At 65.0% G+C, this 11270-nt stretch carries 13 protein-coding genes and 4 tRNA genes; 11 read left to right on the plus strand and 6 right to left on the minus strand.

The window, feature by feature from the left end; genetic code table 11:
* Positions 1-1377, minus strand: coding sequence for a polynucleotide adenylyltransferase PcnB (gene pcnB / locus B2527_RS07090; protein ID WP_293707219.1), 1377 nt, complete (start codon positions 1375-1377; stop codon positions 1-3).
* A 41-nt stretch (positions 1378-1418) separates the two neighbouring features.
* Here pcnB and B2527_RS07095 point away from each other — a divergent pair.
* Positions 1419-1493, plus strand: a tRNA-Glu gene (locus B2527_RS07095).
* Between the two features lie 161 nt (positions 1494-1654).
* Entirely contained in the window at positions 1655-1978 is a 324-nt protein-coding gene (gene fdxA / locus B2527_RS07100) for a ferredoxin FdxA (RefSeq protein WP_054656826.1), read from the plus strand.
* Between the two features lie 66 nt (positions 1979-2044).
* On the opposite strand, the gene B2527_RS07105 is transcribed toward fdxA, so the two are convergent.
* A complete protein-coding gene (locus B2527_RS07105) occupies positions 2045-2554 on the minus strand; it encodes a hypothetical protein (RefSeq protein WP_293707221.1) in 510 nt (169 codons plus the stop codon).
* Positions 2555-2584: 30 nt separating this feature from the next.
* Positions 2585-3478: a 4-hydroxy-tetrahydrodipicolinate synthase gene (dapA, locus tag B2527_RS07110; RefSeq protein ID WP_293707223.1), complete on the minus strand. Its 894-nt coding sequence runs from the start codon at positions 3476-3478 to the stop codon at positions 2585-2587.
* A 162-nt stretch (positions 3479-3640) separates the two neighbouring features.
* On the opposite strand from dapA, the gene B2527_RS07115 reads away from it, so the two are divergent.
* The 9 genes from B2527_RS07115 to B2527_RS07155 all read left to right on the plus strand — a co-directional run bounded on the left by B2527_RS07115 (position 3641) and on the right by B2527_RS07155 (position 9395).
* The gene (locus tag B2527_RS07115) at positions 3641-4201 is read left to right on the plus strand and encodes a glycine cleavage system protein R (RefSeq protein WP_293707224.1); all 561 of its coding nucleotides are present in this window, start codon (positions 3641-3643) and stop codon (positions 4199-4201) included.
* A 79-nt stretch (positions 4202-4280) separates the two neighbouring features.
* Positions 4281-4760 (plus strand): peroxiredoxin, encoded by a 480-nt coding sequence (locus B2527_RS07120; RefSeq protein ID WP_293707225.1) that lies wholly within the window; start codon positions 4281-4283, stop codon positions 4758-4760.
* Between the two features lie 82 nt (positions 4761-4842).
* Complete coding sequence (locus B2527_RS07125) at positions 4843-6243, plus strand: PhoH family protein (protein WP_293707226.1); 1401 nt, start codon at positions 4843-4845, stop codon at positions 6241-6243.
* A 5-nt stretch (positions 6244-6248) separates the two neighbouring features.
* Entirely contained in the window at positions 6249-6734 is a 486-nt protein-coding gene (locus B2527_RS07130) for a hypothetical protein (RefSeq protein ID WP_293707494.1), read from the plus strand.
* A 16-nt stretch (positions 6735-6750) separates the two neighbouring features.
* The gene (locus B2527_RS07135; RefSeq protein WP_293707228.1) at positions 6751-7422 is read left to right on the plus strand and encodes a YoaK family protein; all 672 of its coding nucleotides are present in this window, start codon (positions 6751-6753) and stop codon (positions 7420-7422) included.
* 34 nt (positions 7423-7456) lie between these two features.
* The gene (gene thiD, locus B2527_RS07140) at positions 7457-8266 is read left to right on the plus strand and encodes a bifunctional hydroxymethylpyrimidine kinase/phosphomethylpyrimidine kinase (RefSeq protein WP_293707230.1); all 810 of its coding nucleotides are present in this window, start codon (positions 7457-7459) and stop codon (positions 8264-8266) included.
* A complete protein-coding gene (locus B2527_RS07145; protein ID WP_293707232.1) occupies positions 8263-9123 on the plus strand; it encodes an alpha/beta fold hydrolase in 861 nt (286 codons plus the stop codon). Before thiD ends, B2527_RS07145 begins: the two co-directional genes overlap by 4 nt.
* Positions 9124-9188: 65 nt before the next feature.
* Positions 9189-9265, plus strand: a tRNA-Arg gene (locus B2527_RS07150).
* Between the two features lie 53 nt (positions 9266-9318).
* A tRNA-Arg gene (locus B2527_RS07155) sits at positions 9319-9395 on the plus strand.
* Between the two features lie 816 nt (positions 9396-10211).
* Here B2527_RS07155 and B2527_RS07160 read toward each other — a convergent pair.
* The 3 genes from B2527_RS07160 to B2527_RS07170 form a co-directional block, all read right to left on the minus strand.
* Positions 10212-10304 (minus strand) — tRNA-Ser (locus B2527_RS07160).
* Positions 10305-10379: 75 nt separating this feature from the next.
* Positions 10380-10583, minus strand: a complete 204-nt coding sequence (gene csrA / locus B2527_RS07165; protein WP_054656818.1) for a carbon storage regulator CsrA — start codon at positions 10581-10583, stop codon at positions 10380-10382.
* Between the two features lie 138 nt (positions 10584-10721).
* Positions 10722-11270: DHHA1 domain-containing protein (locus B2527_RS07170; RefSeq protein ID WP_293707236.1), on the minus strand; the 549-nt coding region annotated here is incomplete at its 5' end.

Raw genomic sequence — 11270 nt, forward strand, 5'->3', positions numbered from 1 at the left:
TTACTCGCCCGCCGCTGCGGGGCCGCTACGACGGCGGCGGCGACGGCGGCGCCGCGGAGCATCGCCCTCTTCGGCCATCTCGGCCTGCGCGGCTTCCAGTGCCGATTCCAGCTCCGGCCCCTTCTGCTGCTGCGCCTCGCGCCAGAACGCGATGTCTTCCTGGTGCTCGTCCGAACCCGCCTGACGCAGCGCCAGGAAGTCGAACGCGGCACGGAAGCGCGGATGCGCCAAGGTGCGGAACACCCGCTTGCGCTGGCGCGACCCGAACCGCGACTGCAGCAACCATATCTCCTGCATCGGCAACGAGAACCGGCGCGGCAGGGCGATGGTGGTCAGCTGATGCAGGGTGACCCGGTCGGCGGCGCGACGCTGCGCCTCTTCCGGCGCCAAGCCCTGCCGCTGCAGGGCAATGAGGTTGCGGCAGAATGCCGGCCATAGCAGCAACGCGAACAGGAAGGCCGGCGACACCGGCTCCTCGTTGGCCACCCGCTCATCGGTGTTGCGCAGGCCTTCGATCAGCACCCGGCGCAGCGCACCGCTGCGGTTGCTCTTCAGCGCGGCAGCGCTTTCGGGGAACAACACGGCCAGCAGGCCGTAACGCTCCAGGCCCTCGAAGCTGGCCACGCCGTGCCCGGACAGGAACAGCTTGAGCACTTCCTCGAACAGGCGTGCCGGCGCGGCTTCGTTCAACAGCCCGGCCAGGCGCGGGATCGGTTCGGCCGTGGCTGGCTCGATCTCGAACCGCAGCTTGGCCGCCAGCCGCACCGCGCGCAGCATGCGTACGGGGTCCTCGCGATAACGCTGCTCAGGGTCGCCGATCAGCTTCATGCGCCGGGCCAGCACGTCCTCGAAGCCGCCGGTGTAGTCACGCACCGAGAAATCCTCGATGGCGTAATACAAGGCGTTGCAGGTGAAGTCGCGGCGTACCGCATCGTCCTCGATGCTGCCGTAGACATTGTCGCGGACCAGCATGCCGTTCTCGACCTCGCGGTCACCGCTGCCGTCATCGCTGTTGGCACGGAACGTGGCCACCTCGATGATCTCGCGGCCAAACACGACATGGGCAAGCCGGAACCGGCGGCCGATCAGGCGGCAGTTGCGGAACAACTGCTTCACCTGCTCCGGCGTGGCATCGGTGGCGACGTCGAAATCCTTGGGGCGCCCACCTACCAGCAGGTCACGGACGGCACCACCTACAAGGTAGGCGCCGAAACCGGACTCGCGCAGGCGGTACAGGACCCGCAGCGCGTTGGGACTGATGTCCTTGCGCGAGATCGTGTGCTGATCGCGCGGAATGACGTGCAGGGTGAACGGCGTTGTAACTGTGGAATTGATGGTGGCGCTTCCAGTTGGGTTTACGGGATTGCCGAGCGGCAACCAGATGCATATACTAGCGCGCTCGCCAGACGCGACCAAACGCTCCCTTCGTCTAGTGGTTAGGACGTGGCCCTCTCAAGGCTAAAACAGGGGTTCGAGTCCCCTAGGGAGCGCCAACTCCGTCTGCGAAACCGAAAAGCCCCGCCCTGCGGGGTTTTTTGCTTTAACGGCCCGCTCCGCCACGCGCGATCAACCGCCTGCGCCCGGAAGCGAGGATTCCCCGCCCCAGCCCTGGCAAGCTGCACTAGAATTGCCAGGCTCAAAGCCGGACCCCGTCATGCCTTTTGTCGTCACCGAAAACTGCATCAAGTGCAAACACACCGATTGCGTTGAAGTCTGCCCGGTGGATTGCTTCCACGAAGGCCCCAACTTCCTGGTCATCGACCCGGACGAGTGCATCGACTGCACGCTGTGCGAGCCCGAATGCCCGGTCAACGCGATCTTCCCGGAAGACGACGTGCCAGCCGGCCAGGAAGGCTTCGTCGCGCTGAACGCCGAACTGGCCAAGGCCTGGCCGGTATTGACCGTGCGCAAGGACCCGCCGGCAGATGCGGCCGAATGGGACGGCAAGCCGGACAAGCTGAAGCTGCTGGAGCGCTGATCAGCGCCGCAGCCACGAAAAAGGGCGCCTTGGGCGCCCTTTTTTGTTCATCCGACCCTGCCGGACTCAGCCGCCCAGCCTGGTCTTCAGCGCAGCCACCAGCTTGGTCGCTGCCGCATCGGTGGCCGGCAGGCCACGCGGGTCCACCGCCGACACATAGGCACCGGCGTCGGTGGCCACGACGCGCACCAGGAAGTTGCTGCCTTCATAGGCCACGTCATACGAGCCCAGCAGCTGGGCACGGCTGGCGATGGTCAGGCCTTCGACGCCGGCCAGCGCGTCGCCCACCTTGCCAAACACCTCGTCGCGGCTGCCACTGACGGTGAAGCCGTTGGCGGCGGCAGCCGGTGCGGCCACCGCAGCCGGCTTGGTGGCCGAAGCCAGCGCCGGGATCGCGGTCGCACCCGAGGTGTTGGGCAGGTTCAGGTCCGGCGGCACTTCCAGCGGACGGGCTTCCGGGGCCAACGCGTAGTCACCGCGCGCACCGCGCTTGAAGAAGCAGCCGGAGGTGGCGACGGCGGTTACCACGCCCAGCACCAGCAGCGAGAACACGCGGACGGTTGAGGTTTGACGCATGGGTGAATCTCCAGGGTTCAGGCCGCCAGATCAGCGGCTGGATAGTTCTTCCAACGCGCCCACGTCCGCCGCCAGATGGTCGGCATGGGCGTGGTGCGGCGCAGAAAGCGGGAGCAGCGGCAAACGCAGCCCCTGACCAAAACCAAGCCGCTGCAGCAGCGCCTTGACCGGAATGGGGTTGGATTCAACGCCACAGAAATCGTGGTACGGCTGCAGGCGATCGTCCCAGGCCTCGGCCGCCTCGCGCTGGCCAGCACGGGCCAGATCGCAGAGCGTGCGGTAGGCACCGGGCAGCACATTGGAGCCGACCGAAATCAGGCCATCGGCACCGGCCAGCATCGAGCGCGCGGCGGTGCCATCATCGCCACTGAGCAGGGCAAAGCTGTCGCTGCGCAGTTCCAGCAGCGCCTTGACCCGGGTGGTATCGCCCACCGCCTCCTTGATGGCGACGATGTTGGGATGCCCGGCCAGCTGCGCCACGGTCTCCGGCAGCAGATCGCAGCCGGTGCGCCCGGGCACGTTGTACAGCACCACCGGCAGGCCGCCCTGCTCGGCCACCGCCAGATAGTGCTGGCGCAGGCCTTCCTGGGTGGGCCGCACATACGGCGGCGCCACCACCAGCGCATGGGTGGCGCCATTGGCCGCCGCACGCCGGGTCAGGGCGATGGTACGGGCGGTGCCGGACAGCCCGGTGCCGGCCAGCACCGGCATTTTGCCGCCCAGCGTGGCCACTGCGCTGCGCAGCAGGCTGTCGTATTCATCGTCGGACAGGGTCGAGGCTTCGCCGGTGGAGCCGGCGACGACGACGCCCTGCACGCCGCCGGAGAGCTGCTGGGCCAGCAAGCGCTGCCAAGCGTCGGTATCGAGTGCACCGTCCGCCAGGAACGGCGTTGCCAATGCGGTGATCAGGCCATGGATGGACAAGAGGTTTGTCGCTCTTCGTGGGGGTAAAGAGGCCCGCCAGTGGGCGGGTTCGTGACCAAAAGCATGTTACTTGCCGGTCGAAAGCAGGGGCAAGTATGCTGGACACCAGCGAACGGCCCGCCCGGCGGCGCCGTTCAGACTCTCCAGCATTCCGGAACCACCTTGACCGACACCACGCCGCGGCCGTTGCCGACCGAAAACCACCTCCTGATCAACGCCTATACGACGCATCCGGAGTCCCCCCTGCTGTCCGTCACCCGTCGCATCGCCGACAGCGGCTGCAACCTGGTCGACGCCCGCCTGGCCACCGTCGGCCGCGACGTCTCCGTCACCACCCTGGCCACCGGCTCCTGGGATGCCGTTGCCAAGCTCGAAGCCATGCTGGCGCGCCTGGAGCGCGAGGAAGGGCTCAAGCTGGTGTGGTACCGCACCGCCGCCAAGCAGGCCCAATCCAACCTGCTGCCCTACATCGTTGAAGTCATTGCCGCCGACAAGCCGGGCATCCTGTTCCAACTGGCCGATTTCTTCGACCGCCAGGGCATCACCATCGAGAACCTGCAGAGCACCCGTTACCAGGCCATGCAGACCGGTGCGGAGATGTTCTCGGCACAGATCACCATCGGCGTACCCGCCAACATGCATATCGCCGCCCTGCGCGACGATTTTCTCGAATTCTGCGACCACCTCAACCTGGACGCGATCATGGACCCGATGAAGTTCTGATGGTTTCGCGCACCCATCACAGGTGCGCGGCGTTTCATGTAACTGCAATCGAATACCCCCAGGCTCCGGAAAGGATCTGATGAACATCGGCGATACCCTGGACCGAACCACCCTCACCCTGCCACTGGCCCTGTCCGGCGGCGCCACCACCACCCTCGGCGAGCTCGCCGGCCACTGGCTGGTGCTGTATTTCTACCCCAAGGACAGCACCCCCGGCTGCACTACCGAAGGCCTGGACTTCAACGCCCTGCTGCCCAGGTTCAAGCGTGCCGGCGCACAGGTGTTCGGCGTCTCCCGCGACTCGTTGAAGTCCCACGACAACTTCTGCGCCAAGCAGGGTTTCAAGTTCCCGTTGATCAGCGACGCCGATGAAGCGCTATGCACCGCCTTCGACGTGATCAAGATGAAGAACATGTACGGCAAGCAGGTGCGCGGCATCGAACGCAGCACCTTCCTGATCTCGCCTGACAGCCAGCTCGTGCAGGAATGGCGCAAGGTCAAGGTTGCCGGCCATGCCGATGCCGTGCTCGACGCACTGAAGGCCGCTCAAACCAAGTGACCCACCTCCTGTTCCAACCCACCCCATCGCCCTGCCCTGCAGGTGCGATGGCGTGACCCTGTCCCGCCACCAGGAATCGACGATGACCCGAGGCAAGCGCATCTACGTACTGGATACCAACGTGCTGATGCACGATCCGACCGCGCTGTTCAAATTCGAGGAACACGATGTCTACCTGCCCATGCAGGTGATCGAGGAGCTGGACAACGGCAAGAAGGGCACCACCGAAGCGAGCCGCAACGCCCGCCAGGTGAGCCGCTTCCTCAACGAGCTGATCGAAGAAGCCGGTATCGGCAGCGTACAGAACGGCGTGCCACTGGCCCGCCCCAAGGGCCTGCAGCTGCGCGGCGCGCAGAGCGCCGGCAACCTGTACTTCCAGACCAGCCACTTCGAAGCCGGCAAGAGCTTTGGCAAGGTGATCCCGGACAACGCCATCCTCGGCGCCATCCTGGCCCTGAAGGAGCAGCACCCGGAAACCCCAGTGGTGTTCATCTCCAAGGACATCAACCTGCGCATCAAGGCCGCCATCGCCGGCATCGATTCGGAGGATTACGAAAACGACCGCGCGCTGGACGATTTCAGCCTGCTTTATACCGGTGCCACCGCACTGCCGGAAGACTTCTGGAAGAAACACAGCGACAACCTGCGCAGCTGGAGTGACAAGGGCCGCACCAGCTACGAGATTCTCGCCGCCGACGACGAGGACTGGCACCCGAACCAGTACGCCTACCTGCCCGGTGATGACGAAGTCGAGCTGAAGGTCGCCAAGGTGGAGAGCGATGGCCGCGTCACTCTGTCGTTGGTCAATGACTTCCGCCACGGCTCGCACTCGGTGTGGGGCATCACCGCGCGCAACCGCGAGCAGAACTTCGCGCTCAACGCGCTGATGGACCCGGAAATCGACTTCGTCACCCTGCTCGGCACCGCCGGCACCGGCAAGACCCTGCTGGCGCTGGCCGCCGGGCTGGCACAGACCATGGACACCCAGCGCTACCGCGAGATCATCATGACCCGCGCCACGGTCAGCGTCGGCGAGGACATCGGCTTCCTGCCCGGCACCGAGGAAGAAAAGATGACGCCATGGATGGGCGCGCTCACCGACAACCTGGAAGTGCTCACCCACAACCAGGAGGGTGGTGCCTGGGGCCGCGCGGCCACCAACGACCTGCTGGCCAGCCGCATCAAGATCCGCTCGCTGAACTTCATGCGCGGGCGCACCTTCCTGTCGCGCTACCTGATCCTGGACGAGGCGCAGAACCTCACCCCCAAGCAGATGAAGACCCTGATCACCCGCGCCGGCCCTGGCACCAAGATCGTCTGCCTGGGCAATGTCGAGCAGATCGACACGCCCTACCTCACCGAAACCACCTCCGGCCTCACCTATGCGGTGGACCGATTCAAGAATTGGCCGCACAGTGCGCACATCACGTTGCGCCGGGGCGAACGCTCGCGCCTGGCCGATTACGCCTCGGAGGTTTTGTGAAACAGCTGCACAGCTTGTCCCTGTTGGCCACGGCATGCCTTGCCGTGGCCGCCTGCACCCCGTCAAACACGCGCCCGGGCAGCAGCGTGCCAACGGCCGTCAAGGCAGGGCAATCCTGGGTGGTCACCCGCCCGGTCGTGGCCGCGCAGGTGCTGGACACCTGCTCACGCGACAGCCCCGCCAAGCATGCCGGTGAAGTCACCGGCTACTGGGCGCCCAGCCGTGCCGATATCGACGCACTTGAAAGCCGGCTTGCACAACTGCAGCCGCAGATCGCCGAACCCGGCCAGTCCGGTCGCCAGTACGTGGGCTTTGAAAGCAACGGCAAGCGTCTGGTCTACATCAACGCCTTCAGCCTGCCCGACCACAGCAAGATCGATCCCGCGCGCGAGGCCATCCGCGTCTGTGATGGTGGCGCACAGTTCTGGGGCGCAGTGTATGACCCCCAGGACGGCAGCTTCTCCAGCATCGAACGCAACGGCGCGCTGTAGGTAAAGGCACCGCCACATGGGCATCCGCCTCCCCACCTGGGTCTGGGTTGGTGCGGTCGCACTGTCGTGTGTGGCCGGCATGGTCAACGTGGTTGGCTTCCTGGGGTTTGAACACCAGGCCGTCAGCCACCTGACCGGCAGCACCAGCCAGCTGGGCATCGCCCTGGCCGAACGTGACTGGCGCTCGGTCGGGCACCTGTGGGGCTTGCTGATCGCTTTTTCGCTGGGCGCCATGCTCAGCGGCCTGATCATCCAGGGCGAAAGCCTGCAGTTGGGACGCCGCTACGGTGCCGCACTGGCATTGGAATCGGCCCTGCTGCTCGTTGCCATCCCACTGTTCAAGCAGCAACAGGTGTGGGGCGCACTGGCTGCGGCCATGGCCTGCGGCCTGCAGAATGCGCTGGCCACCACCTTCAGTGGCGCGGTGGTGCGCACCACCCACCTCAGCGGCATGTTCACCGATCTGGGCATCGGCCTGGGCCACCTGCTGCGCGGCCTGCCATTGCAACTGCGGCGACTGACACTGAGCGGCCTGATCATCAGCGGCTTCCTTGCCGGTGGCGTCATTGGTGCCTGGCTGTTCCTGCGCTGGCAATATGACGCTCTACTGGCACCGGCACTGCTCACCGGCATCAGCGGGCTGGGCTATGTGCTTTACCGGCAATGGGTGTTGCTGCGGCGGCGCTGAAGCAAGCACCGGGCAAACATTGCACAATTCCGGCATGAGCCCTTCTACCCCCGTTTCCGCGCTGACCATCGCCGGCTCCGACTCCGGCGGTGGCGCCGGCATCCAGGCCGACCTCAAGGCCTTCGCCGCACATCGCGTGCATGGCCTGTCCGCCATCGCCGCCCTCACCGCCCAACACACCCGTGGCGTCACCGCCGTGCACGTCCCACCACTGGATTTCCTGCAGGCACAGATCGACGCCTGCTTCGAAGACTTCGACATCCATGCGGTGAAGCTTGGCATGCTGGCCAATGCCGAGGTGATCCACCTGGTGGCCGATGCACTGGAGCGCCACCGGCCGGCACACATCGTGCTGGACCCGGTGATGATCGCCACCAGCGGCGCCAAGCTGCTGCAGGACAGCGCCCTGCAGGCACTGTGCGAACGCCTGCTGCCAATGGCCACCCTGCTCACCCCCAATACACCCGAGGCCGAGCTGTTGCTCGGTCGGCGCATCCAGAGCGCGGAGGACGCAGAGGATGCAGCCACCGCCCTGCTGGAACTGGGTGCCAGCGCAGTGCTGCTGAAGGGCGGCCACCTGCAGGAAGGCAAGCGCGTGGTCGACCGCTATTTCGATGGCGTTGCCCGCGAGGAATACAGCCATGTGCGCCTGCCCATCGATGCCCATGGCACCGGCTGCACCCTGGCCTCGGCCATCGCCGCACAGCTTTGCCGCGGACTGAGCATGGCCAATGCCTGCGAAGCCGCCATCGACTATGTTGCGCGCGGACTGAGCGGCGGCTACTTCCCCGGCCGCAGCGACGTCATGGTGCTTGACCATTTCGGCGCGGCACCGACGGCATGAGCAGCGCAGGAACCGCACCACACATCGAACAGTTGTCCGTCGAAAGCAGCGACGGCCATCGCTTCGAACTGCTTGCCTGCCTGCCGGAGCAGGCAACGGCCAGCCTGCTCTGGCTGCCAGCGCTGGGCGTGGCTGCACGCCACTACCTGCCCTTCGCACACGCACTGGCTGGCAAGGGCATTGCCGTGTTCGTGCATGAGTGGCGCGGCAACGGCAGCAGCAGCCTGCGCCCCGACCGCGCGCATGACTGGGGTTACCAGGCCCTGCTGCAACAGGACCTGCCCGCAGCGGAGGCGGTAGTGCAGTCCCGGCTACCGGCACTGCCCTTGCGCCTGGGCGGGCACAGCCTTGGTGGACAACTCAGTTGCTGCTACGCAGGCATGCGCGCGCTGCCATTGGACGCACTGTGGCTGGTCGCCAGCGGTACGCCGTGGTGGCGCAGCTTTCCCGGGCCACGGGGCTGGCTGCTGCCGCTGGCCTACCGCTTCCTGCCGTGGCTGGCGCAGCGCAACGGCAGCCTGCCCGGCCGCCGCGTCGGCTTCGGCGGCACAGAAGCACGCAGCCTGATCCGCGACTGGGCCGGCGTGGGCCTGAGCAACCACTATGCAGCCGCAGGACTGCCCGTCGACCTGGAGGCCGGCATGCGCTGCATCAGCGCCCCAACGCGGGCGATCGTGTTCGACAGTGATTGGCTGGCACCGGCCAGTTCCATGCGCGCGCTGCTGGCAAAGATGAGCGCCTCGCCCAGCAGCCTGCAGGTGCTGTCCTCCGCACAACTGGGTGTGCGTGCTGATCATTTCCAATGGATGAAATCACCGCAATCGGTGGCCGAGGCGTTGTTTCATCACAATGATTAAGAATTTTTCACAAAACCGTTGACGCAAACGCCGCATATCCGCATAATCTCGCTCCTGGCAACGACGCGCTCGTAGCTCAGTTGGATAGAGTACCTGGCTACGAACCAGGTGGTCGGGAGTTCGAATCTCTCCGAGCGCACCATGTCAGAACGCAGATTCAATCTGCACCGCTTCAAACTACAACAGCAATGTTGAGCGCTCGTAGCTCAGTTGGATAGAGTACCTGGCTACGAACCAGGTGGTCGGGAGTTCGAATCTCTCCGAGCGCACCAATACCAAAAACAGCAGGCATTGCCTGCTGTTTTTTTATGTGCGCTTTTTGATGACAACCCAGCCAAGAATGCATCACGTAGTGCCGAGCCATGCTCGGCAGAGGCGTTACCGGGAAAGCTCCAGCCGAGCATGGCTCGGCTCTACAGTGGCGCCGCGCTCCCCGGCGCCAGCGCGCCCTACAAGCCCCTTAGCGACGCATCCCGTAGTGCCGAGCCGTGCTCGGCAGAGGCCTTACCGGGAAAGCGCCAGCCGAGCATGGCCCGGCTCTACAGTGGCACCGCACCACCTGGTGCCAGCGCGCCCTACAAGCCCCTTAGCGATGCATCCCGTAGTGCCGAGCCATGCTCGGCAGAAGCCTTACCGGGAAAGCGCCAGCCGAGCATGGCTCGGCTCTACAGTGGCACCGCAATCCCCGGCGCCAGCGCGCCCTACAAGCCCCTTAGCGATGTATCACGTACTGCCGAGCCATGCTCGGCAGAGGCCTTACCAGGAAAGCGCCAGCCGAGCATGGCTCGGCTCTACAGTGGCACCGCAATCCCCGACGCCAGCGCGCCCTACAAGCCTCTTAGCGATGTATCACGTAGTGCCGAGCCATGCTCGGCAGAGGCCTTACCGGGAAAGCTCCAGCCGCGCACGACAGGACTCCACGACACAGCTTCTGGGCAATGCTCCGGAACGGCACCCTGAAGCACCACCGTTGCGCACACATCGGCCACACCCTGGCGCAACAGCCCTCAAAATAAAAACCCGAAGAGACTGCGGAATGAAAAACCTGCAGGCACAAAAAAGCCCCTGATCAGGGGCTTTTTTGAAACTGGCGGAGTGAGAGGGATTCGAACCCTCGATAGAGCTTTTGACCCTATACTCCCTTAGCAGGGGAGCCCCTTCGGCCTCTCGGGCATCACTCCGTTTTTCTTGCCCCGCTGCGTGTATTCCGAAGCGGGGCGCGAAGAATAACGTTAAACGAGGTGAAAGGTAAACCCTTATTCGGAAGTTTCTTCACTTCCCGATGCAGCGGGCTCATCACCACGCTGGATACGCTGGAAAATCTCCTCGCGATGTACTGCAACATCCTTCGGAGCGGTGATACCGATACGTACCTGGTTGCCCTTGACGCCAAGCACAGTCACGCTGACCGAGTCGCCGATCATCAAGGTTTCGCCTACACGGCGAGTCAGGATCAACATTGTGAAAATCTCCATGGAACCGGTGGATTTCCCACCGGCATTGGCGCGCTTAGAGCTATGCGCCCCACGACAAAGGGGAAAGACTCCCCATGGTAACGGCAGGGCGCGAACAGCTTCAAGGTATTAGGCTTGATGCATTCAGGCCAGATGCGGCTTGACCCAATCCACCACCCCATCGAGGGCTGCCACCAGCTGCGGACCGTCATCACCGCCGCCCTGGGCCATGTCCGGGCGCCCGCCGCCCTTGCCGCCCACCTGCTTGGCGACGTGGGACAGCAGCTCACCGGCCTTGACCTTGCCCAGCGCCGAACCACTGACGCCAGCCACCAGAGCCGCCTTGCCTTCCTGGGTACCTGCCAGCAGGATCACCGCGTCACCCAGCTGCTGCTTCAGGCGATCCATGGCATCACGCAGGGCCTTGGCGTCAAAACCTTCCAGACGGGCTGCCAGCACCTTCACGCCGCCAACCTCGACCGCCGCAGCGCCCAGATCCGCGGTAGCACCCGAGGCGACCTTGGCCTTGAGTGCCTCCAGTTCGCGCTCCAGCTTCTTCTGCCGCTCGCCCAGCAGACGGATCTTGTCGACCACATCACCTGCACTGCCGCCCAGCAGCTGCGCGGCCTCGTGCAGACGGGCCTCCTCGGCCGACACGTAATCCAGCGCGCCCTGCCCGGTCACCGCCTCGAT

This window comes from Stenotrophomonas sp. UBA7606 (assembly GCF_002477705.1).
Taxonomy (GTDB): domain Bacteria; phylum Pseudomonadota; class Gammaproteobacteria; order Xanthomonadales; family Xanthomonadaceae; genus Stenotrophomonas.

Coding starts and splice junctions, on each gene's coding strand:
- fdxA (WP_054656826.1), top strand. CDS start 1,655: ATGCCTTTTGTCGTCACCGAAAACTGCATCAAGTGCAAACACACCGAT.
- B2527_RS07105 (WP_293707221.1), bottom strand. CDS start 2,554: ATGCGTCAAACCTCAACCGTCCGCGTGTTCTCGCTGCTGGTGCTGGGC.
- B2527_RS07120 (WP_293707225.1), top strand. CDS start 4,281: ATGAACATCGGCGATACCCTGGACCGAACCACCCTCACCCTGCCACTG.
- B2527_RS07125 (WP_293707226.1), top strand. CDS start 4,843: ATGACCCGAGGCAAGCGCATCTACGTACTGGATACCAACGTGCTGATG.
- B2527_RS07135 (WP_293707228.1), top strand. CDS start 6,751: ATGGGCATCCGCCTCCCCACCTGGGTCTGGGTTGGTGCGGTCGCACTG.
- thiD (WP_293707230.1), top strand. CDS start 7,457: ATGAGCCCTTCTACCCCCGTTTCCGCGCTGACCATCGCCGGCTCCGAC.
- B2527_RS07145 (WP_293707232.1), top strand. CDS start 8,263: ATGAGCAGCGCAGGAACCGCACCACACATCGAACAGTTGTCCGTCGAA.
- csrA (WP_054656818.1), bottom strand. CDS start 10,583: ATGTTGATCCTGACTCGCCGTGTAGGCGAAACCTTGATGATCGGCGAC.